The sequence below is a fragment of the Allocatelliglobosispora scoriae genome (genome assembly GCF_014204945.1).
Lineage (GTDB): Bacteria > Actinomycetota > Actinomycetes > Mycobacteriales > Micromonosporaceae > Allocatelliglobosispora > Allocatelliglobosispora scoriae.
Genome location: NZ_JACHMN010000002.1, coordinates 2572960 through 2595717 on the forward strand (window position 1 = coordinate 2572960; position 22758 = coordinate 2595717).

Sequence of the window (22758 nt, forward strand, 5' to 3'; positions counted from 1 at the left end):
AGCTTCCTTCATGCTGCGATATGGCCCGCCGACTGGGAATCGTTGCGCTCCTGCGACATCGAGACCGATCACAATGGAGCGATGTCGTCGGCGGTACCCGTCGATCCGGCCCGGTCGATCCTCGCCCAGGCGCCCACCTGGCGCGCGGCGGTGAGGCTGGACCAGGCGGCGAGCTCTATCAGCGTCCGATCGTCACGCCCGTCGCGCCGGAACTCCTCGATCACCGAGTCGTCCACCTGGTACGAGGCGAGCGCGGCGAGGAGCGCGAGCCGCCCGGCCGCCCGATCGGCCACCGGCAGCCCGGCGACCGCGTCGGCAGCCCACCCCCGGCTGATCCCCGGCGGTTGGCCGTCCCACCGGCCGAGCTCCGCGACGACGAGCTCGCGGACGGAGTCCGGGACCGAGCGCCGGCCGGCCGCATCCACAGCGGCGGCCGCCCTGGCGTACGCCGTGGCGATGTTCGCGTTGCCCGCCGCCCACCCGAGGTCGACCGGCAGCGGCGCTTCGGGCAGCAGGTCCAGCGAATCCCCGGGCTCCCGGTGGCGGCTCACGACGCCCGACATGACCTTGCCGACCACCCGCCAGATCCGGGGCCGGGCTCCGGCCGGCACCTTCGGCGGCAGCGGCGACGACTCCAGGAAGATGTTGACCATGCGGTTGATGTACTGGAAGGTCACCGCGACGCCGACGAGCTCCGGCACCTCGGCGGCGGGAGCGGGCACCGGGGTGCTGCGAGCCAGGTCGCGCTGCCCGCTGGTGCGCGCCCACCCGGCGACCCGGTGCAGGTCGGGGTCGGCGATGGCGGCCATCCTGTCGTTGATGATCGCTTCGGCGTCCCTGCTCGCGGCGAGCCCGTGCATCGTGGCACCGTGCACGTCGACGCAGTAGGGGCAGCGGTTGCCGAGCGAGACGGCGGCGGCGACCGCCTCCCGGGCACCTCGGCCGACCGCGCCGGTGGCGATGAGGGTCTCGCGCAGGATCATCCAGCAGGCGGCGAGCGCCTCGGGCGACGGCGAGTGCAGGCTGACCGGGGGTGCGAGCAGGCCGAAGTCGCGTTCGACCTGGTCGTAGACGGTGCCGACCAGCCCCGGGGCGCCCTTGATCCGGACGGGGGTGACGTGGCGGATGTGCGTCTGGGAGTTCTGGCGGGATACGCGGGCGAGCAGACCGGGCATGTGACTCTCCTTTGTCGACACTCCACCATCGCGACCGCTCGGAGTGCTTGTCAACGGCGGCGGGGGCGTGCGGACATCGAAACCGGTGACGGCCGCCGCCACACCTGCGACGGCCGTCTGCTACTCCGGTGGAGCGTTCGAGCGGGCCTCAAGGCTTGTCTTAGCTGGGCCCCCGTTGAGCCAGCTTGAGAGCCACCGGCATCGCGGCGTCCCGGGTGCTCGTACCCCCGGATGGGGTGGGGGCACCGTAGGTGACCTTGATGCCGCGCGCCTGGGCGGCGGCGACGATGCCCGGCATCGACCGCTCGGCCAGCGCCGCGATCGTCATCGCCGGGTTGACGGTGAGCGCGCCCGGCACGGCGGAGCCGTCGGTGACGAAGATGCCCGGGTGACCGCGCAGCTCGTGCCGGTCGTCGAGGGCGGAGGTGTTCGGGTCGTCACCGATGCGGCACGACGCGAGCGGGTGCACGGTGTATGCACCGACCACGTCGTTGGTCCACGGCATGACCCGCGACAGCCCGTCCTTCTCCATGATCTCGCGGACGGCGTCGTCGGAGACCTTCCAGCCGTGCAGCGTGTTCGGCGTGGGGTCGTAGCGCAGGGCGCCCCGGGCCAGCATCTGCTGCGAGATGCGGATGGCGTTGCCGGTCGGCGGCGGCGGCCCGAAGACCCCCTCGTTGTCGTCCTCGCTCATCGTGAAGGTCGTCAGCCACGACTTCCACTTCTTGAGGATCTCCTTCTTCTCGACGCCGAACCAGCTCGGGCCGACCGCATCGGGCACCTGCGCCAGGATGGTGCCGAGCCCGGGCGGGAAGTAGAGCTGCTCCAGCGAGAACCGCTCGTACTCCGGCAGCGAGCCGTCGAGGTTGTCCCAGCTCGCCACGACCGGTCCGCGACCGATCTGGTTCGCCTCGTACGCCTTCCCGTCGGCCCGGCTGAGGCCGAAGAGCTCGCGTACCTTGTCCTCGTTGACGATCGCCGTGTTGAGCCGCTCGCCGTTGCCGGAGAAGTAGCGCCCGACGGCGTGTGGCATCTTGCCGAGGAACTCCTCCGAGCGCTGCAGGATGACCGGGGTGGCCCCGGCACCGGCCGCAAGGATGATCATCTTTGCGTCGATCACGCCGCTGCCGGTGATCTCCCGGTAGTCGACGTCGTGCAGCGTGTTGTAGTGCGCCCGGTAGCTGCCGTCGGAATGCCGGGTCAGGTACTGCACCTCGGTGAGCGGCTTGATCTGCGCGCCGTGCGCCAGTGCGCCCGGCAGGTAGTTGAGCAGCAGCGACCGCTTCGCGTCGAAGCGGCAACCGGCCATCATCCAGTTGCAGTTGGTGCACTTGGCGTGCTCGACCGCGACCGGAACCGGATTCGAGGTACGCCCGGCCGCCTTGCACGCCGCCGCGAAGAGCCCGCCGGCGTAAGGAACGGTGTCCCAGTCCTGCTGCGAGATCGGCATCGACTCGGCGACCCGGTCGTACCAGGGCTCGAGCGTGTCCCGACTGATCGCTGCGGGCCACATCCGGCGGCCGATGCTGCCGTGCCGCTCGAAGACGAACCTCGGCGCCCGCGGCAGCGCGGCGAAATAGACCATGCTGCCGCCGCCGACGCAGTTTCCACTGAGGATGCTCATCCCGTCGCCGACGACGAAGTCGAACATCCGGGTATAGGTGCCGAACTTGTAGTCGTGGGTGAAGTCCTCGCCGGTCAGCCACGGTCCCCGCTCGAGCACCGTGACCTTCGCACCACCGGACGCGAGGTGGTAAGCGGCGATGGCACCGCCGAACCCGCTGCCGATGATGAGGACGTCGGTGCTCTCCACGGCGCTCATGCCGGGCTCCCCGAGGGTGTGGTGTCGGGATGCCGATCGTTGAGCTTGATGCCGTAGGAGTGCTCCGGGAAGCGCCACAGGAAGTCGGCGTCGGGCAGGGTGATGCCGAGCGCCAGCAGGCCGGGGTGGCCGGCCGCGAGCGCGTCGTGGGTGCTGATGTGAGCGGCCGTGTCATAGGCCATGTTGCTGAGCATCGTCATGCTGACCCACAGGTCCTTCTCCGGGTGGCCGGGTCCGGTGAGGATCGAGACGAGGATGGTGCGGTCCGCGAAGGGCAGCGCGACGAAGGGCGGCACGCCGCCGTCGAGGGCGATGTCCCGCTCGGCCGCGTACTCCTCCGCGTGCGCGTTGAGCGCGTCGGCGAGGTTGTCCAGCGCCGGGGCCAGGCCGCCCTCGGGTCCTCGGAGCAACTCGACGGCGCCGCAGGCGACCGCACCGCCGCCCTCCGAGGCACCCGCGACCGCGCGATCGTCGGGGCTCCGCTTCTCGCCCGGCACGATGGTGTCCGCGAACGCTTCGAGCGTCATCGTCTGCGCCCGTTCGTCGTCGGTTTCGAGTTGCACGAGCATCGCCTCCGTTGATAGACAGTAAAAATGGCCGGATATCACGGTGTTGACGCCTCGACTGCGCGAGTTTGACGCGGGTCGCGGACCGCAATTCGATATCCGACTCCGATTGATTTCCATAGTCATATAGGCGCGCTACCAGCACATCTCTGCGCATGCTTTCTGTCTTACGGCACTCGCACAGGACAGTAAAAAGCGCAAGAAAAACGCGCCTACTCGCATTTGGCAACAATTGGATTATCGCGTCATGCGATTCGCCGTCAATTCAACTCAATCGATTGATGAGTCGGTTGCGCGCCACCGCCGACGACGGACAGGCGGTGCGATCGAGGGTCGAGCAGGGGTAGCACAGCGCGCCGAACGTGCGCTCAGGTGCTAACTTGTCCGCTACCCGCGCCGGTCGACTCCCCACACCGGCAATCAGCAACAGGTTGATAGAAATATGTTGATTTCCAAGATAGGCTCGTCTATTTTCAGAGGTCAGTCATAGGTTTTGATTCAGCACTAACGCATCGCCATGGAGCTAGGGACGTTTGATGGTGAACCAGTTCAGCGATGTGTCAACGATGACGCCGACACCGCCGAGGGCACGACACCGGCTGGCGCTCGGCGTTCTCTGCGCATCGTTCCTGATGGTGATGCTGGACAGCACGATCGTCTACGTCGCGCTGCCCTCGATCCAGCAGCGACTCGTTCTCCCCACCGGTGCCGCACACTGGGTGATGTCGGCCTACCTGATCAGCTTCGGCGGACTGCTGCTGCTCGGCGGACGCCTCGCCGAACAGCTCGGACGGCGCCGCATGCTCATCACCGGAATCGCCCTCTTCACGCTCGCCTCCCTCGTCGCCGGGCTCGCCACCGCCGGTGAGGTGCTGGTGGGCGCCCGGATCGTGCAGGGCATGGGCGCGGCACTCATCGCGCCGTCGGCCCTGCCGCTGCTCGCGATGACCTTCGACGTCGGCCCCGCCCGCAACCGCGCCCTGAGCGTCTGGATGTATGTCGGCGCCTTCGGCGGCACCGCCGGGCTGCTCCTCGGCGGGCCGATCGCCGACCACCTCGGCTACCGGTGGATCTTCCTGATGAACGTGCCGGTCGGCCTCGTGCTGATGGCGCTCGCGTGGCTGCTCCTGCCGCTCGGTCGCGGCCGTCCGGGCACGCGCAGCTTCGACGTCGCGGGCGCGCTCACCGGGACCGCCGCGGCCGCGGTCCTCGTTCAAGCAGTCGCGGGTACGCCGTCAGCCGGCTGGGGCTGCCCGCAGACGATCGGGCTCCTCATCACCGGTGCCGCACTGCTCGGCGCCTTCGGGTTCATCGAGTCCCGGGCGGAGCGGCCACTCCTCCCGCTGCACATGCTGCGTACGCGGCGGCGGCTCGGCGGCATCGTCGTGCTCTTCATCGCCGGAATGGCGATCGACGGCCTGCTCTTCATCCTGACCTTCTTCGGCCAGGGCGTGCTCGGGATGTCCGCCACGAGGTACGGACTGACGATGGCGGTGGCGACGCTGGCATCGGTGGTCGGCTCCTTCGCCGGGCAGACGATCGTGCTGCGCTACGGCCTGCGTACCGTCGCCGCCACCGGCATGGCGCTCACCTGTGCCGGCTTCGTGCTGCTCACCACGATCTCCATCAACGGCACGCTGATCAGCAACTACTTCATCGGCATGGTCATCTTCGGCCTCGGGCTCGGCGCCGCCTTCGTCGCGGCACAGATCGCGATCTCGCTCGGCGCCACGGAGCCGGAGTCCGCCGCCGCCGGCGGGCTGACGGATGCGGCGTTCAGCATCGGTGCCGCCGTCGGTCTCGCGTTCGCCGCGACGGCCTTCGCCCAGCCCGACAACATCATCGCCACCGCCAACCACCTGCCCCGGCTCGGCGCCGATCACGGCCTGCACCTGACGATGGTGGTCGCGACCGGGTTCGCCCTGTTCGGTGTGGTCGCGGCCCTGGTGCTGCTGGAGCCACCCACCCGCCGCCGAAAGCTCTGACGCCGTTTCGGGTTCCGCTGCCGGATGTGGCGCGTGATCGCGTTGCTTCCGGGAAGTAGCCCCCTCGGAGGGTCTCGGTAGGGCTTGTTTCCGGGAAACAGCACGATCATGGGATGTGATGACGTCTGCTTCTCTGAATGTGACGTGATCTCCAGAGCCAGGGGGTGATGTGTTGTCGGCTCTTGGGGCTACTACAAGCTTGTAGATCTACTGATTGATACCTTAGAATCCTCGCATGTGGGTGCCCCGCAAAGCTGATCTCGTCACAGTCGCGGTCTCCGTTCTCATGGCAACCATCGGGCTCGCCGTCTCGCCGAGCCCGGCCCAGGCCGCCGCCACCACCTGCTCCCCATCCGGCGGCGGCAACTATTTCGACGGCTTCTACCACAACAATGCGACCTGGCCGCAGCACAACTGGGAAGGCGCGTCCGCCTACATCAAGGTTGCTTATCCGGGGACATGTTCCGGCGGCTTCCGACCCTGGTCAAACGCCTGGGTGATGATCGCACCCAACACCAGGCAGCCAGGAGACCCCGGATACGGGCAGGTGGGCTACGTCCGCGATGTGCGCGATCCCGGCGCGATCGAGCAGTTCCGGATCTTCGCGGAGTTCGCCAATGACCTCGATGGCGACGGAGTCGTGGACACTTCCGCAGGCAGCCTCGAATGGAAACGCGACTATTGGCAGGACGCCGTCTCGGGCACAGCCCCGGCGTTTCGGGTCCTGTGGAATCCGTCCACCGGCAACCTCGACGCGAGTTACAACGGCACCGTCTTCTCCAGCAGCCGGTTCAATCCGTTCCACTCGGCCTGGCAGCAACCGTTCTCACCGCAGTTCATGGGCGAGACCAAATATCAGACCGGCAACATGCCGGGTGTCCCGGCCGCTCGGGCCAGCTTCACGGCCCTCGGCGCGCAGCGCGTCTCCGACAACGCGTTGGTGAGCATGTCGTGCAGCATGACCGCATCCAACCAGAACACAGCGCTGTGGGGTTTGCAGGCCTTCGGCTGTACTGCGTTCGACATCTGGCAGAAGTGAGGACCGACGTGAGAAGACCATTGCTGCGGATCGCACCGCTGACGCTGCTCGCAGCCGGATTGCTGCTGGCGCCGGCCGCCGGTGTCATCGCCAGCGACATCGACAGCGTCGTCTCCTACCGCGCACCGAGCCGGTTCACCCCCGGTTGGGGCCCGGCCGACATCCCTCGGGAGGTCGTTTATCTCGACGGCGGAGCCGAAGTCCACTCCGGGCCACCGAGTGCGGACGCGCACCCGGCCATCGATGCCCTGGCAGCGGTGCGAGTGGTCGATGCCAATAGCAGCGGACACAGCTATGAGCAGCACGCCGAGGTGGCGTTGCGGATCGTGTGGTTCACGAAGGAGTACCTCTCGGGGACCCCCACTGCGTACCGTATCCAGCCCGACGAGAAGCGACTCATGTATGTCGTCCTGATACATGATCACATAGCCGGGGGTGGCGGGCGTTACCGACCAGGCCAAGCTCCTCAGGCACCCCGGCAACCCGGCGGAATAATCACCTTCGTCGACGCTCTCACCGGCGAGCTGGTCTACAGCGGAGGTCAGGTCGTCGGAGTGAAGAAGGGCACCTATCCCGGGCAGTGAGTTCGTCGGCCCCGGGCAGCAGGTGCCCGGGGCGTTTCGCAGAGCGCCCTAGGGGCGGGGCGCCGCGGAGGAGCGGACGATGTCGCCGAGCGGACGCCGGATCCGCACGTGCGTGTCGAAGCCCTTGTCGGAGTTGAGGATCGCCTGGTGCAGCCGCTGCATCGGCAGGCTCGGCTCCAGACCCAGCTCGGCGACGAGGCTCCCCCGCACCCGGTGGAACACCTCCAGCGCCTGCGCACGACGGCCGCTGAGGTGCAGCGCCCGCATGTACTGCGCGTGCAGGCCCTCGTGCAGCGGGTTCTCCACCGTGAGCGCGGCGAGTTCCGTCAACACCTCGCGGTACATTCCGAGCCGCAACTCCACGTCGACGAGGTACTCCAGGACCACGAGCCGGGACTCCTCGAACTGGCGGCGCTTCGACTCCAGCAGCCGGCCGACCGAGATGTCGACCAGTGCCGGCCCGCTCCACTGCCGCAGTGCCTCACTGAGCAGCCGGACCGCCTGCTCGTCCTCGCCCGACGAGAGCGCCTGCCGGCCCTGTGCGACGAGTGCGTGGTAACGGTGCACGTCGAGCGAGGCACCGCCCAGGCGCAGCGCGTACCCACCGGCTCTTGTCACCAGGAAGTCGCCCGAGATCTCGGCCATCGTCCGACCCGTCGCCCCGGCGAAGAGCTTCCGCAGGTTCAGGATGTAGGTCTGCATCGTCGTCATCCCGCTGGCGGGTGGGTTGTCACCCCAGAGCTCCTTCATGAGCGACGTCACGGGTACGACCTGGTCGGCGTGGACCAGCAACGCCGCGAGCACGTTGCGTACCTTGGGCGCCGTCGGCGTGCAGGACGTCGCACCGATCTGCACGGACAACGGCCCGAGCACGCTCATCTCCATCAACAATCCATCCTCGTTCTCGTTCACGGCCCTGAGCTGCTGAGCGCCGAGGGGGGTCATCGACGACATCGTCGCTGCGGGCGGAGAGGGGGCGCATCCTTCCGATTGCGGATCACTCGGACTCCCCATCGGCTGGAGTGGAATTCGACCCCGTACCGAGCCGGTGGCTCCACACTGGACGGCGATACTGGACGGCGTGCCCTTCCGCCGTCTGCGCACCCGGCGTAGCCGAGCAGACGCGACTGCTCGCACTCCGCTACACCGGGCGTTTGCCCCGCTCAGCGGGCCGCCGCTCTCCCCGGCGGAACGTTGGCGCCGGTGGCGTCGTTACTCCCGCGACGACACCGGCGCCGCCGTTGCAAGGTCCTCCACAGCCGTCACGTTTTGCAGCAAAGCGTGGCCATTTCACCGCGCGAGACCACGCTTTGCTGCAAAAAGTGACGGGGGGCGCCCGGGCCGAGCTGCATGGCGACGCGGGTGTTTGCGCAGCTCTTTGATTGTGCGGTAACAGGTGTCGGGCATTGAGCCGGATGGTCACTAGCCGCAAGACTGCTCGCATGGTTGGCAGAGGGAGAGCGGCGGTCGTCGGCGTCACGGCGGCCGCGGTCGCGCTGGGCGCCGGTGAGCTGATCGCCGTGCTCACGGATCCGAGCAGCGGTCCGGTGGTCGCGGTCGGCGGCTGGATCATCGACCACGTACCGGAGAGCGGCAAGGAACTGGCGATCACGCTGTTCGGGACCTACGACAAGGTCGCGTTGCAGATCGGGACCGTGCTCATCCTCGGTGCGATCGCGGCGGTGCTCGGCATCGCCGCCCGGCGCCGCATCGCGGTCGGGCTCGGCGGGGTCGCGGTCTTCGGCGCGGTCGGGGCACTGGCCGCCGTCAACCGGCCCAACGCCACCGGGGTCTGGGCCGTCCCGTCGCTGGTCGGGGCGGCGCTCGCGATGCTCCTGCTGCACCGGGCGCTCGCCGTGATCGCGGCGGCGCCGCAGCCGCAGGACCGGCGCCGCTTCCTCTGGATCACCGGGGTCGGCCTCGCCGCCGCCGGGCTCGCGGGCGGGCTGGGGCGCGTGCTCACCCAGCGGCCCGGGACCACCGAGGTGGCACGGAAGGCCGTCGACCTGCCGATGCCGATCAGCTCGGCCGGGCCGGTGCCGGAGAACGCGATGCCGGGCTACGTGACGCCCAACGACACGTTCTACCGGGTCGACACCGCGCTCGTCGTGCCGAAGCTCGATCCGAAGCAGTGGCGGCTGCGGGTCTTCGGGATGGTGGAGCAGGAGTTCAGCATCAGCTATGCCGAGCTGCTCGCCATGCCGATGATCGAGCGCTATGTCACGCTCTCCTGCGTCTCCAACGACGTGGGCGGGAAGCTGGTGGGCAATGCGCGCTGGCTCGGCGTACCCGTCAAGGATGTTTTGGCGCGGGCGAAGCCGCGCAAGGGCGCGGACCAGGTGGTGAGCCGGTCGTCGGACGGTTGGACCTGCGGAACGCCGACCGCCGCGCTGATGGACGGCCGCGACGCGCTGCTGGCGATCGCGATGAACGGCGAGCCGCTGCCGCTGGAGCACGGCTTCCCGGTGCGGATGGTCGTGCCGGGACTCTACGGCTATGTCAGCGCCTGCAAATGGGTGGTCGAGTGGGAGGTGACGACCTTCAAGGCGTTCGACGCCTACTGGATCCCGCGCGGCTGGGCGCAGCAGGCGCCGATCAAGACGATGTCGCGGATCGACACCCCGGACGGCCGCAAGAAGCAGAAGCCCGGCGAGATCATGATCGCGGGCGTCGCCTGGGCGCAGCAGCGCGGGATCGACAAGGTCGAGGTGAAGATCGACGACGAGCCGTGGCGCGAGGCGGAGCTGCTCGGCGTGGTCTCGATCGACACCTGGCGGCAGTGGAAGCTGAGCTGGCAGGCGACGCCGGGTGAGCACACCCTGGTCGTGCGCGCCACCGACCGCAGCGGCAAGCTGCAGATCGAGAAGGTCGAATACCTCGCCGACGACGGCGCCACCGGCTGGCACACGGTCAAGGTGTCGGTCGTCTGATCGTCCATTTACTTACTTCGAGGCAATCCCGGCGCCCTCCCGCGCGCAGACTCATGGTCATGGGAGAGAGCTGGCGCTGGGCGGCGGGGAGCTTCATGGCCGGGCTCACGCCTGCGACCAGGACCGCGCTGCTCGCGCTGGGCACACGGCGCAGCTTCCCGCGCGGTCGGCAGCTGCTGCGGGAGGGCGAGCGCACCGACCACGTCGAGGTGCTGCTGCACGGCATCGTCAAGGTGAGCGTGATCGCCGACGGCATCGACGTGCTGCTCTCGATTCGCAGCGCGGGCGACGTGATCGGCGAGATGGCCTCGCTCACCGGCCGGTCCCGGACGGCGACGGTCACCACCTGCGGTGAAGTGGTCGCGAGCTCGATCACCCACGTCAACTTCAACCGCTTCCTCGGCCGTCACCCGGACGCGGCGCTGCGGATGGCCGCCGTGATGAGCGAGCGGCTGGAGTGGGCCAACGCCCGGCGGACGGATTTCGCGGCCTACCCGGCAGAGGTGCGGCTCGGGCGGGTGCTCGCCTCGCTCGCGGGGAGCTGCGGTCGCGCCACCAGCGGCGGAACGCTGATCGACGTTCCGCTGAGCCAGCGCGAGCTCGCCACCATGGTCGGCATCGCGCAGCCGACGATGCAGAAGGCGATCCGCGAGCTCCGCGAACGCCGCCTGATCAGCACCGGCTATCGCCAGATCACCGTCGTCGACCTGCCCGGACTCGCCGCGCTCGGCCCGGACTAGCACCGGCCTGGACCAGCACCGGACCGGACCAGCGCCCGGGCTCGGACTAGCGCTCGGACCGGATCAGGAAGAGCTCGCGCTCGCGGGTGTTGCGGGTCAGGGCGGCGGCCCGCGCGAACTCGCTGCGCGCCTCCGCGTCCCGGCCGAGTCGTTCCAGCAGATCGGCGCGAACGGCGGGGAGCTGCGGATAGTTGTCGAGCGCCCCCGATGCGGCGATCGTGTCGGCGAGCTGAAGACCCTTCGCGGGCCCCTCGGCCATGCCCACCGCGACGGCGAGGTTGAGCTCGGCGACCGGCGACGGCCAGATGTAGACCAGCACCCGATAGAGCGCGACGATCCTCGGCCAGTCGGTCTCCGCCGTCGAGCGGGCCCGCGCATGGCAGGCGGCGATCTCGGCCTGGAGGACGAAGGGCCCGACGACACCCCCGATCTCCGCGGCGCGCGCCACGGCGGCGAGCCCGCGCCGGATCAGCAGCCGGTCCCAGCGGCCCCGGTCCTGGTCGCCGAGGAGGATCGGCTCGCCACCCGGGCCCTCCCGGGCTCCGAGCCGGGACGCCTGCAGCTCCATCAGCGCCACCAGCCCGATCACCTCGGACTCGGTCGGCATCAGCCCGGCGAGCAGGCGCCCCAGCCGCAGCGCCTCCTCGCAGAGGCTCGGCCGCATCCAGTCGTCCCCGGCGGTCGCCGAGTAGCCCTCGTTGAAGATCAGGTAGATGACCTCCAGGACCGAGGAGAGCCGCTGCGGCAGCTCGCCCGGCGGCGGCAGTTCGAAGGGGACCCGCTTCGCCGCGAGGGTCCGCTTGGCCCGGACGATCCGCTGCCCCGCCGTGGTGTCGGCGATGAGGAACGCCCGGGCGATCTCCTCGGTGCTGAGTCCGCCGAGCAGGCGCAGGGTGAGCGCGGTCCGCCCCTCGGTCGGCAGCACCGGGTGGCAGGCGATGAAGATCAGCCGCAGTACGTCGTCACCGACATGATCGTCGAGCGCCTCATCGATCGCGTCCTGCTCGGACTCCGGCACGATCTCCAGCTCCCGCCCCATCTCGGCGAGCTTCTCCTGATAGCGAACCCGGCGGCGGACCAGGTCGATCGCCCGGTGCTTGGCGGTCGCCATCAGCCACGGGCCGGGATCGTCGGGAATCCCGCGTGCGGGCCACTGCTCCAGCGCGATCACGAGGGTGTCCTGTGCGAGTTCCTCGGCGAGCCCGACGTCGCGGACGATCCTGGTCAGGGCCGCGATGATCCGCGGTGCCTCGATGCGCCAGACCGTCTCGACGGCTGTCGTGACGGCTCGCTGGACCGCGTGGTCAGGATCGGTAGCCGCCATGGCTACCGATCCAACCACGGCCGCCCTACTGCTGGGGAGCGAAGTCCTCCGGTCCGAAGACCTTGGAGATCACCGAGTCGCCCTCCCAGCCGGGCCAGTTGTCGCGGTGGACCTTCATGAACCGGCTGGCCCACTCGACCACCTCGTCCTTGGACCGGACCTGGTAGACCGCATAGCTGATCATCTCCTTCGCCTCGGCGAACGGGCCGTCGACGACGTTGAGCCTGCCCCCGCTGAGCTCGACCCTGGCTCCGGCCGCGCTGGGGGCGAGGCCGCCGACGTCGAGCAGGACACCGGCATTGGTCGCCTCGACGCCGAGCGCCTCGATCGCCGCCATGAGCTCGGCGGGCGGCGGACCGTCCGGCTGCTGCGCCTTGAGAATGACGAGATAACGCATGATCTGACTCCTTCTTCGGGTAGACGAACTCTATGTAGGACCAACTCTTCAAGAGTTGCGCCGATCTTGGCCGGTCCCTCGTCACGGTTTGCAGCACAGCGTGGCCATTTCGCTTCGCGAAGCCACGCTCTGCTGCAAACCGTGACGGGAGAGGCTAGAGCTGGGGGGCGGCCTGGCGGTAGGTGTGGAGGGCCACGGCTGCCAGCCAGGCGCAGACCATGATCACGGCTGCGGTGAAGGCGAGGATGCTCCAGGACGCGCCGCCGCCCGCGGCCACCGCGATGAAACCGAGGCCGAACAGGACGCCGACGATCCAAGCACTCCACGCCCAGCGGGTCTCGCCGTCGGCGGCGAAGCGCCGGGCCAGGACGAAGCAGGCCACGATCAGGCTGGTGAAACCGATGAACCCGGCGAGGAAGTGCCCCGTGCCGTGCCAGCTCATCGGTCCCGGACCCGCCGGGGTGCCGGCCGGGAAACCGTTGCCGGGGTCTGCCCGCAGGGCGCCGGCGGCGATGAGGCTGATGGCGTACACCGCGATGAGGCGGGGGGCCCACGTGCTTGCCGCGCCCGTGCCGAGCGCGCGGCGCAGGCCGATCGCGAAGGCCAGCGTCATCAGGCCGGTCAGGACGAAGTTGGCGATGTGGATCCAGCCGAGGCTGCCGTTGCTGAGCATGCTCCAGGCGTGGCGGGTGGGGTCGAAGCCCGACCGCGTGAGTGCCTCCGTGACGGAGACGACGACGTAGAACGGGCCGGCGAGGATGCCGTAGCCGAGCAGCGAGCGGGTGACCGCGATCGCGGGATCGCAGGTGGCGGTGGGTGCGGTGGTGGTCGTCATGATCGTGCCCTTCGCGCGGGAGCCGCCGTTCGCGGCCCTTCACCTCTTCCTCGAACGGCGCGACGCGGTTTCGACAGGCGATCTCAAGATTTTTTCTACGGTGCCCGAACGGCGCGCCGGGCCAGACCGGAGTCGGGCGATAAATACCGTGTATACCGATTATCAACCAGCCTGAGGATGAGCCGTGGCACGCACGCACCGATACGCCGCCGGATGGGTGGCCGCCACCCTCGTCACCGGCATCGCGCTCGTGCTGGCGCTGCCTGGCGCCGCCGCACCGCTGCCCGGCGGGCTCGGGCCCTGCATCCCGGGTGTCCTGCCCTGCCCCGCCACCGACAACGATCCCAACAACGGTCCCATCGTCGGCAACGACAACAACATCAACATTTATGTCGGCGGCGACTACTCGGTCACGGGGTCGGCGGCCGAGGCCGAGGGCAAGATCGTGGTGGTCGGCGACTTCGACCAGAACCGGACGAGCGGCGGCGGCATCTACAACGTCGGCGTGGTTGGGGTCGGTTCCCGCGTACCACCCGACCCCGGCTCGGACTACCTCACGATCGGCGGCGACGTGACGGTCGCCGGCGGGCAGACGCTCGCCGCCGACGGTGGAGTCGTCGCCTACGGCGGCACGAAGACCGGCACGATCACCGACACGTCCCGCCCGGACCCGGCGGCGATCACGCCCTATCTGGGCCTCAACACGTCGCTCCAGACCTCCTCGACCTGCTACGCCAACCCGGCCACCACGCCCGCGACCGGCACGGTCACCAACGAGTTCGGCACCGTGACCTTCACCGGCGACGGCGCCTCCGCACTCCAGGTCTTCAACGTCACCGGCGACGTCGCCGGGGCCGGTGGCGCGCAGGTCTTCATCGACTTCGCGGGCATCCCGGCCGGTGCGACCGTGCTGGTCAACCTCGTGAAGACCGGCTCGCTGACGATCGCGATCAATAACGGCTCCGCCTCGTGGAGCGCGATGCGCCGCATGATCCTGTGGAACATCCCCCGTGCGACCACGGTCAGCTTCCAGGGCACGGCGCAGTTCCAGGGCAGCGTGCTGATCGGCGACCCGGCGAGCCAGACCACGATGGGCATCCCCGGCATGAACGGCCGGTTCTTCACCACCGGCGACCTGACCCACGCCGGCACCGCCGGGACCGAGTTCCACAGCTACCCCTTCGACGGCGACCTGCCGACCTGCGCGCAGCCGACCAACTCACCCAACGCCAGCCCGACCCCACCCACGTCGCCCTCGGCGAGTGCGTCGGCTTCGGCAAGCGCTTCAGCTTCGGCAAGCGCTTCAGCTTCAGCTTCAGCTTCAGCTTCAGCTTCAGCTTCGGCTTCGGCTTCGACGAGTGCGTCGGCTTCGGCGAGCGCGGTTCCGTCCGCGAGCGGGTCGAGCCCGGCTCCGTCGTTCAACGGCTCGACGCTCGCCTCGCCGAGCGGTGGTGGTGATGGTGGTGGCGGGCTGCCGCTCACCGGGACCAGCATCGCCTGGCTCGCGGCCGTCGCCGCCGTCCTGCTCGGCGCCGGTGCCGCGCTCCTGCTGCTGGTACGCGTCCGCACCGACCGCTGACCCACAGCCCTTGCACACACTTGCACATTCAGTCGCGTTTCTTGCGTGGCCGATTACCCGCTCCGGCTGGACACAGCACGGATGCAACCGGTCACCGCCGCGCCTCGACCAGCCTGAGGACACCATCCCAAGCCGCGCCACCTGCGATGACTCAGCAACGCCGCCAGTCATAGAATTGCCACACAGCGCAAGCTGAACCAAAACTTTTGTCCAAAAATTGCGCCAGCGTATGGACTCGGCACCCGGCGCGGTCTTACTGTTCCGTGACGCCCTTCCGGAACGTCGTGGCAACACGATCGAAACTCAGCCCCCTCCCCTAGGAGCTTTCCCATGCTGCTCCGCACCGCGTTGCTGGCCGTCACGGTCGCCGCCGCGAGCGTCGCCTCGGCGGCCCCGGCCGTCGCCGCGCCAACGATCCCCACCATCCCCAGCCTGCCCGGCACCGCCCTGCCCCTGCCCAGCCTCCCGGGCGGGCCCGGCGCGGCCGTTCCCTTCACCGAGTACGAGGCGGAGAACGCCCGCACCAACGGTCAGGTGCTCGCCGCCGACCGTGCCTACACCCATCTCGCCGCCGAGGCGTCGGGCCGCCGCGCGGTCGCCCTCGACGCCGGGGAGTATGTCGAGTTCGTGCTGGCCAAGCCCGCCAACGCCGTCGACGTGCGCTTCTCCGTCGCCGACGGCACGAGCACGGTCCTCAGCATCACCGCAGCGGGCAGCCCGGCCGGTTCCCTGCCGCTGACCTCGGCGTACTCGCACGCCTACGGCAACTACCCCTTCACGAACAACCCGGCCGACGGCGGCCAGCACCACTACTTCGACGACGTGCGGACCACCTTGGGCCGCACGCTCGCCACGGGCACCAGGGTGCGCTTCACCGCCGCTGCCGCCGCCGTGGTGGACCTCGCCGACTTCGAGGCGGTCGCCCCGGCACCGCAGGCACCGGCCGGCTACCTCAGCGCCACCGACTTCGGCGCCGACCCGACCGGCGCGGCCGATGCGAGCCAGGCGCTCCAGGACGCGATCGACGCGGCGCAGGCGCAGCAGCGCGGCCTGTGGATCCCGGCGGGCACCTTCAAGGTCACCCGACACCTCGTCGTCGACCAGGTCACCGTCCGTGGCGCCGGTCCGTGGCACACGGTGCTGCACGGCTCCGGCGTCGGTGTCTTCGGCAAGGGCGCGCCCACGCCGAGCAGTGCCGTCCACCTCGCCGACTTCGCGATCTTCGGCGAGACCGCCGTCCGCGACGACTCCATCCCGGACAGCGGCCTCGGCGGCTCGCTCGGCGGCGGTTCGACGGTCGACAACCTCTGGATCGAGCACGTCAAGGTCGGCATGTGGTTCGACGGTCCGGCCGACGGCCTCACCATCGACCGGGTCCGGGTGCAGAACGTCTGGGCCGACGGCCTCAACCTGCACAACGGCGTCAGCAACACCACGGTCAAGAACACGTTCATGCGCAACACCGGTGACGACGGCATGGCGATGTGGTCCGACCAGAACGCCGACCACCACAACACCTTCACCCACAACACGGTCTCCGTACCGCTGCTCGCCAACAGCTTCGCGATCTACGGCGGGCACGACAACACGGTCAGCGACAACATCGCCGCCGACTCCGTGACCCAGGGCGGCGGCGTGCACGTCGGCAACCGCTTCGGCTCGGTGCCGCTCGCGGGGACCACGACGATCAGCGGCAACCTGCTGATCCGCGCGGGCAACCTCGTCCCCAACGAACCGACCGAGATCGCGGCGCTGTGGTTCAACGCCGCCGACGCGCCGATGACCGGGGCGATCAACGTCCGCGACACGACCATCCTGGACAGCTCGTTCGCCGCGATCCAGTTCGTCGGCAAGTCGATCACCAACGTCAGCGTGGACCGGGTCACGATCATCGGGGCGGGGACGGTAGCCGTACAACTCCAGGGACCTGGCTCGGCGACCTTCAGCCGCGTGACGGCGCTGGGGCTGCGCGGCGCCGGCGTGCACGACTGCGCCAGCGGCTTCGCCATCACCCGGGGCGCGGGCAACCTCGGCTGGTCGACGACGAAGTGCGGCTTCGCACCCGCCGGGCAGCTGGAGATCGCCCAGGCGACCGGGATCTCCTTCGGCTTCCAGCCCCTGAACACCTCGGCCACCCTGCCGATCGCGATCAGGAACCCGGGCCCGAAGCCGATCACGCTGACCGCGGTCGTCCCGCCGCGCGGCTACTCCGTCGCGAGCGGCTGCACCACGATCGCCGTCGGCGCCACCTGCACGCTGCAGATCCGGTTCGCACCGGTGACCTCGGGCAACTACGCCGGGCTGCTGACGATCCAGAGCACCTCGCCCGCCGGTCCCTACGTCGTGGGGCTCAACGGCATCGGCTACGACCCGGACGGCAACCTGGCGCTGGGCCGCGACATCACGTCGAGCTCCGAGGCGGGCTGGTGGATCTCGGCGAAGAACCTCGTCGACGGCGACGCCGGGACCTATTTCGAGAGCCTCAACGGCGCCTTCCCGCAGACCGTCACGCTCGACCTGGGCCAGACGATCTCGGTGCGGCGGGTCGTGCTGAAGCTGCCCTTCAACTGGGGCGGCCGCACCGAGACGATCGCGGTCTCGGCCGACGGCACCACGCTCGCCGGTGCCGCCGACCACTCCTTCGACCCGGACACCGGCAACGCCGTCACCATCACCTTCCCGGCCACCTCGGCCCGGAAGCTCACGCTGACCTTCACCGGCAACACCGGCTGGCCGGCGGCGCAGATCTCCGAGTTCGAGGTCTATGCCAACTGAGGAAAGGGATCGCCGCGGCTCCCACCGGAGTCGCGGCGATCCCTTTTCGCCTAGGGGAATCCCTAGTTAAACGGCCGTGGCGCTATCGGGAAATCGACTAGCCATCGATCTGCATGGTTCCTGCTGCCACCGTCATCTCCATGTTGAACGCTCACCCCCTCCCCCACCGGTCGGGCACTCCCGCCCTGCGCCGGTTCTCCCTGGTCATCGGCACCGGCGTTCTGCTCGCCGCCGGGCTCTGCGCTCCCGCCGCGGCGCAGGAGGAGCCCCCGCGGCGCAACCACGACACGGTGCGCCTCTGTGACCCGACCGGCTGCTACACGGCCTGGGGCGTGGTCGACTCCGACCATGACGGCGTCTGCGACGCCGACGAGCTGATGGCGGGCTCCGACCCGTTCGATCCCGACAGCCGCCCGCTGCTCAAGCCGGTCCTCGATCTCGCGGTCGAGCACAAGCTGCCGTCGTTCGAGAACGGCCGCGGCGTCTTCGTCGCCATGCCGGTCGAGATCGTCAAGGCGCGCGAGGAAGCCGGCCAGGACCCGCTCGGCGCCTTCCCGCTCGGCGGACGCAAGGATGCGATGACCCGGCTGGGCCTCACCATGGGCGACATCGAGACGGCAGGTCTCGACCTCGACCGGGACGGCTTCACCGTCGGCCTCGGCTCGGTCCGCGTCGACGGCGTCGCGGCCGCCCGCCGGACCCACGGCATGAACGCCTCGCTGCTCAGCGCGGGCTACACCGGCGAGGTCGCCATCGGCGCCGAGCACGGCGGAATCAAGTCCACCAAACCCATCGACGGGGGTACGGGCACCCGCACCACCTTCAACGACGGCTTCGTCAAGGAGGTCCGGCAGGACGCCGAGACGGGTGACGTCACCACCACCCGTACCAACGGCGACGGTTCGGCGGGCCCGACCACCGTCGGCCAGCACCGGGAGTCGACGGACGGCAACACGACCACTCACGAGGAGAAGAACACGACGACGGACCCGAAGACGGGCGACGTCACGAACGTCACCTACGTCAAGGATGAGACCACCCGGGGCGGCGGGACGAGCAGCACCTCGAAGAGCATCGACATCATCCGCGACGGCGACGGCAAGCAGATCGGCACCGTGACGACCACGACCGTCACCTACATCTCCCGCGACGGGGACTACGGCTCGACCACCACGGTCGTCGAGGCGTGCAGCACGGGTGGATCCTGCGAGGTGGTCGCCGCCGAGTACGAGGACTCCGACGAGTCGGTCGACGACGAGGAGTACGTCAACCCGGACGCGGACACCGCGATCGTCACCTATGACGTCGTGGAGCAGAAGCTGAAGCTGCGGGGCGCCGCCGTCAACGTCGTCCGGGGCTGGACCGCGCCGGGCTACGAGGAGCAGCCGACCAACCCGCACAACCCGGGGCTGATCGCCCTGATCGACTCCGACCTCGTCGACACCTTCCTGCTCGCCGAGCCTGCTCGGACCACGAAGGCCCAGCCGGAGACCTACCCCGGACTGCCCAGCCCGATCCTCGCGGCGCCCGGCGGTCCCGGGGGCGGGGGCTGCTCCTCCTGCAAGGGGTGACAGCCGGCCGGGATGACATCGTCGGCCCCCGCTGATGCGACACAGCGGGGGCCGACGATCGCCGCTAATGCTCCGAGCCGGAGAAGGGTTCGGTGGGCTCGCGGGGCTCCCGGGGGTCCGGCTCCGACACCTCGGTGTCCTGCTCCTGCCGGGCGGCCAGCCGCTCCTGCTCGTCACTGGCCCGCTCGGTCGCCGGGTCACTCGTGGGCGCTGCGATCTTGCCGTCTGGGCTGCTCATGGCCCCAGCCTGGCACGACCCCACCAAGATCACGAACGGAAGCGGGGATTTCCGCCGCTCACGCCCGGGCCCGGCCCGTTCGCCCGATGCCCCTCCGCACGGAGATCACATAGATTCCGGCCTCGACAGTGTTACTCACGAGGAACGGGGAATTCCTTGCGCCACCTTCGTGGTGCGGTCGTGGGAGCGCTCGCGCTCGCACTCACCGCCCTGTCTCCAGTGCCCGCGGCCCAGGCCGCGGCATCCGACACCCACGATGTCATCACCGCCGGAACACCCGGCTGGGTGCACGTCGTGGACCACTCCAACGGCAACCTGCAGTTCTCCATGCGGGGCGACGGTGGATTCTCGCTGCTGGGCTTCCCGACGGACTCGTCGGCACCCTTCCTGATGGCGGTCATCTCGCCGCCGACGGGCAGCACCCTCACCACCGGCACCTACCAGGGGCTGCGGTCGCCGGACGCGACCCACGCCGGAGTAGATGTCACGGCCGGCACCGGCTGCAACGAGTCCACGGGTTCGATGACCGTGCACGAGATCAGCCGCGACGCCGGTACGAACGCGATCACCTCGGTCGCGATCAGCTATCAGACCTCGTGCTCAGATCTGCGGGGTGAGCTGCGCTGGCACTCGACCTACGGCTTCCAGGCCGTGAGCATCAGCCCGCAATCCCTGGTCTGGGACTCGGTCAACGTCGGTGAGTCCGCCGACCGGACCGTCACCATCACGAGCATGGGAACCGAGCCGTTCGTCTTCGGCGTGTCGCACATCGTCGGCGCGGACGCGGCGTCCTTCTCGCTTCCCGGCTCCGTGTGCTTCATCGTCACGCTCAACTATGGCGAGTCCTGCAGCATCACGGTGCGGGCGAAACCGCTGAAGATCGGCGCGCAGAGCGCGTCGCTCGTCATCGATGACAACACGGCCGTGGGTCACCAGACCATCCCCATGGGCGTCTCCGGGCTCAACGGGGCCAAGGGCACCTACTACGCCGCGTTCCCGGCTCGTCTGCTGGACACGCGGACCGGCAAGGGTGCACCGAAGGCGATGGTGCAGCCGGGAGCCACCGTACGACTGCAGGTGACGGGCCGCGAGAGCGTCCCGGCGGCCGGCGTCGGTGCCGTGGTGCTCAACGTGACCGTGGTCGGCCCGACCAGCTCGGGTTACCTCACGGTCTTCCCCACCGGGGCGAGCAAGCCCACGGCGTCGTCGCTGAACTTCGCCAAGGGCAAGACCCGCGCCAACTCGGTGACGGTCGCCGTCGGGACCGACGGCAAGATCGACATCTTCAACTCGGCGGGGTCGACGCACATCCTGGTCGATGTCGCGGGCTATTACGCGAGTGACAACACGCCGCTGGTCAACGGTGCGGGCGGGCAGTTCCAGCCGACCCAGCCGCAGCGGCTCTTCGACTCGCGTTCGGCCTGGCACTCCATGCTGCCCGGCGATGCCTACGTGCTGCTGCCGGTCAACTACGGTGCCGCGATCAACTCCCACATCCGGGCGCTGGTCGTCAACATCACCGCGGTCACGCCGAAGGCCGACGGGTTCATCACGGCGTGGAGCGGGAGCTGGGGCGAGCCTCCGGCGACCTCGACGCTCAATTACGCCAAGGGCTCGGTCGTGCCGAACCAGGCGATCGTGGAGACGATCCCCTGCGACACGCTCCACTGCGGTAGCGGGGCGGGGCTTCCGTCGATCGCCGTCTACTCGCAGAAGGACACGCACCTGCTCGTCGACATCGTCGGGTTCATCGACGACGGCACGCTCGCGGACGGGCTGCGGTTCCAACCGCGTACGCCCACCCGCATCGTCGACACCCGCACGGGCCTCGGCTGGCCGTTCGCGCTCACGTCCAACGACACCGCCCTGGTGGAGACCCCGACGTCGCTCCTGCCGCCGGGGACCGAGGCGCTCGCGGTCAACGCCACCGCGGTCGCACCGACCGGCAACACCTATGTGACGCTCTGGCCGCAGTTGCCGGGCCAGAACCTTCGGCCGAACGTCAGCAACCTCAACGCCGCACCCGGGCAGACGGTCGCCAACGCGGCGATCACCCTGATCGGGCCGGACAACGGCGCGATGAGCCCACCGCGCAACGCCTTCCTGATCTACAACTTCGTGGGCACCACCCACGTCCTGGTGGATCTGGTTGGCACGTTCTGGCTCTACCCCGGAACGGCGAGTTCGCCGGCACCGGGCGCCGGAGCGGCGAAGCCGTCCCGGCCGACCCACTCGTTCGTCGCACCGCCCGCGGTGCTGCGCACGCGCTAGTGAGCAACGAAGGCGGCGGTCCGGAACGATCCGGGCCGCCGCCTTCACCGTTCGGGCGCGGTGGTCAGCCGGGCGAGGTTAGGCTGGCAGCGACGATGGCAGGCGGTGGTTCCGATGCCGGCTCCCCTTCCGACGCTGGAGCTCATACGCCGCTTCGAGCCGGTGCTGCACTTCACCGCGGGTGAGATGTTCTTCCCGATGCCCGTCGACGACTACCTGCGCCGGGCCGCCCTGTGGTCCGCCGCGCCCGGCGAGCGCCACGCCACCCTCCTCGCCGACCACGGGCAGCTCAGCACCGAGACCCTGGCGCAGCTCGCCCTCGCCCACCCGGACTCCGCGCTCTCGCTCCGCTATGCCAGGGGCGAGCTGGACCGTCGCGAGCTGCGGGCCTGGCGCCGCCACCCGGACCGGCCGACCTTCACCGGTGTCTCCCGGCTCGCCGCCGTCGGGCTGCTCGGCCGGTTCATCGACTCGGGGATGCGGCTCTCGCTGACCCTGCGCGGCAAGGTACCCGGCGGGCTCACCGCCGCGGCCCAGCAGCAGTATTCGGCGACCGTCCCGGCCCGCGACACCTATCACGCGCACGTCACCGTCGACGGCGGATACGTCGCGATCCAGTACTGGTTCCTTTACGCCATGAACGACTGGCGGTCCAGTTTCAGCGGCGTCAACGACCACGAATCCGATTGGGAGCAGGTCACCGTCTTCCTGGTCCCGCCCGACGAACCGGGTGCGCCGGTTTCGGCGTACACCCTGGCCTGGGTTGCCTTTTCGTCGCACGACGACGTCGGCGACGAGCTGCGCCGCCGGGCCGACGACCCGGACATCACCTGGGTCGACGGCACCCACCCCGTCGTCAACACGGGCGCGGGCTCGCACTCCGGGGCCTACCTGCCCGGCGATTACCTGGTCCGGGCCCAGCCACCG

Annotated in this window: 19 protein-coding genes; 10 read left to right on the forward strand and 9 right to left on the reverse strand. The window is 69.4% G+C overall.

Translation table 11 applies throughout. From position 1 onward, the window contains the following. Nucleotides 1-68: 68 nt before the first annotated feature. From F4553_RS17090 to F4553_RS17100, 3 genes are all read right to left on the reverse strand, one after another. Entirely contained in the window at nt 69-1175 is a 1107-nt protein-coding gene (locus F4553_RS17090) for a carboxymuconolactone decarboxylase family protein (RefSeq protein WP_184837202.1), read from the reverse strand. Nucleotides 1176-1335: 160 nt separating this feature from the next. Next, nucleotides 1336-2997, reverse strand: coding sequence for an FAD-dependent oxidoreductase (locus F4553_RS17095; RefSeq protein WP_184837204.1), 1662 nt, complete (start codon nt 2995-2997; stop codon nt 1336-1338). Then, the gene (locus F4553_RS17100) at nt 2994-3524 is read right to left on the reverse strand and encodes a DUF5987 family protein (protein WP_221470256.1); all 531 of its coding nucleotides are present in this window, start codon (nt 3522-3524) and stop codon (nt 2994-2996) included. Before F4553_RS17100 ends, F4553_RS17095 begins: the two co-directional genes overlap by 4 nt. Before the next feature lie 605 nt (nt 3525-4129). Between F4553_RS17100 and F4553_RS17105 the strand changes: the two genes are divergently transcribed. The 3 genes from F4553_RS17105 to F4553_RS17115 all read left to right on the forward strand — a co-directional run bounded on the left by F4553_RS17105 (nt 4130) and on the right by F4553_RS17115 (nt 7171). Continuing rightward, the gene (locus tag F4553_RS17105; protein ID WP_184837208.1) at nt 4130-5548 is read left to right on the forward strand and encodes an MFS transporter; all 1419 of its coding nucleotides are present in this window, start codon (nt 4130-4132) and stop codon (nt 5546-5548) included. A 235-nt stretch (nt 5549-5783) separates the two neighbouring features. Beyond that, the gene (locus F4553_RS17110; RefSeq protein ID WP_184837210.1) at nt 5784-6587 is read left to right on the forward strand and encodes a hypothetical protein; all 804 of its coding nucleotides are present in this window, start codon (nt 5784-5786) and stop codon (nt 6585-6587) included. A gap of 8 nt (nt 6588-6595) precedes the next feature. After that, entirely contained in the window at nt 6596-7171 is a 576-nt protein-coding gene (locus F4553_RS17115) for a hypothetical protein (RefSeq protein ID WP_184837212.1), read from the forward strand. A gap of 48 nt (nt 7172-7219) precedes the next feature. Here F4553_RS17115 and F4553_RS17120 read toward each other — a convergent pair whose 3' ends face one another. Then, nucleotides 7220-8116, reverse strand: a complete 897-nt coding sequence (locus tag F4553_RS17120) for an AfsR/SARP family transcriptional regulator (protein ID WP_221469928.1) — start codon at nt 8114-8116, stop codon at nt 7220-7222. A gap of 497 nt (nt 8117-8613) precedes the next feature. On the opposite strand from F4553_RS17120, the gene F4553_RS17125 reads away from it, so the two are divergent. Together F4553_RS17125 and F4553_RS17130 are read left to right on the forward strand one after the other, a co-directional pair. After that, entirely contained in the window at nt 8614-10101 is a 1488-nt protein-coding gene (locus F4553_RS17125) for a molybdopterin-dependent oxidoreductase (protein ID WP_184837214.1), read from the forward strand. Nucleotides 10102-10160: 59 nt separating this feature from the next. Next, nucleotides 10161-10841 carry a Crp/Fnr family transcriptional regulator gene (locus tag F4553_RS17130; protein WP_246466384.1) on the forward strand — a complete coding sequence of 227 codons (681 nt, stop codon included), beginning with the start codon at nt 10161-10163 and terminating at the stop codon, nt 10839-10841. A 46-nt stretch (nt 10842-10887) separates the two neighbouring features. Here the strand turns inward: F4553_RS17130 and F4553_RS17135 are convergent, their stop codons facing one another. From F4553_RS17135 to F4553_RS17145, 3 genes are all read right to left on the reverse strand, one after another. Beyond that, on the reverse strand, nt 10888-12165 hold the full coding sequence (locus F4553_RS17135; protein WP_184837219.1) for an RNA polymerase sigma factor: 1278 nt from the start codon (nt 12163-12165) through the stop codon (nt 10888-10890). 25 nt (nt 12166-12190) lie between these two features. After that, the gene (locus F4553_RS17140) at nt 12191-12562 is read right to left on the reverse strand and encodes a YciI family protein (RefSeq protein WP_184837221.1); all 372 of its coding nucleotides are present in this window, start codon (nt 12560-12562) and stop codon (nt 12191-12193) included. Nucleotides 12563-12716: 154 nt separating this feature from the next. Further along, nucleotides 12717-13397: a DUF998 domain-containing protein gene (locus F4553_RS17145; RefSeq protein ID WP_184837222.1), complete on the reverse strand. Its 681-nt coding sequence runs from the start codon at nt 13395-13397 to the stop codon at nt 12717-12719. On the opposite strand from F4553_RS17145, the gene F4553_RS17150 reads away from it, so the two are divergent. The 4 genes from F4553_RS17150 (at nt 13396) to F4553_RS17165 (ending at nt 19322) form a co-directional block, all read left to right on the forward strand. After that, a complete protein-coding gene (locus F4553_RS17150; RefSeq protein WP_184837224.1) occupies nt 13396-13572 on the forward strand; it encodes a hypothetical protein in 177 nt (58 codons plus the stop codon). The genes F4553_RS17145 and F4553_RS17150 overlap by 2 nt on opposite strands. A 9-nt stretch (nt 13573-13581) precedes the next feature. After that, a complete protein-coding gene (locus F4553_RS17155; RefSeq protein WP_221469929.1) occupies nt 13582-14976 on the forward strand; it encodes a choice-of-anchor A family protein in 1395 nt (464 codons plus the stop codon). Between the two features lie 330 nt (nt 14977-15306). Then, nucleotides 15307-17751, forward strand: a complete 2445-nt coding sequence (locus tag F4553_RS17160) for a discoidin domain-containing protein (protein WP_184837226.1) — start codon at nt 15307-15309, stop codon at nt 17749-17751. Between the two features lie 140 nt (nt 17752-17891). Next, on the forward strand, nt 17892-19322 hold the full coding sequence (locus F4553_RS17165) for a hypothetical protein (protein ID WP_184837228.1): 1431 nt from the start codon (nt 17892-17894) through the stop codon (nt 19320-19322). A 64-nt stretch (nt 19323-19386) separates the two neighbouring features. On the opposite strand, the gene F4553_RS17170 is transcribed toward F4553_RS17165, so the two are convergent. Beyond that, nucleotides 19387-19560 carry a hypothetical protein gene (locus tag F4553_RS17170; protein WP_184837230.1) on the reverse strand — a complete coding sequence of 58 codons (174 nt, stop codon included), beginning with the start codon at nt 19558-19560 and terminating at the stop codon, nt 19387-19389. A 180-nt stretch (nt 19561-19740) separates the two neighbouring features. Between F4553_RS17170 and F4553_RS17175 the strand changes: the two genes are divergently transcribed. Next, nucleotides 19741-21831 (forward strand): choice-of-anchor D domain-containing protein, encoded by a 2091-nt coding sequence (locus tag F4553_RS17175; RefSeq protein ID WP_184837232.1) that lies wholly within the window; start codon nt 19741-19743, stop codon nt 21829-21831. A gap of 78 nt (nt 21832-21909) precedes the next feature. On the opposite strand, the gene F4553_RS17180 is transcribed toward F4553_RS17175, so the two are convergent. Next, nucleotides 21910-22680 carry a hypothetical protein gene (locus tag F4553_RS17180; protein ID WP_221469930.1) on the reverse strand — a complete coding sequence of 257 codons (771 nt, stop codon included), beginning with the start codon at nt 22678-22680 and terminating at the stop codon, nt 21910-21912. Between the last annotated feature and the right edge of the window lie 78 nt (nt 22681-22758).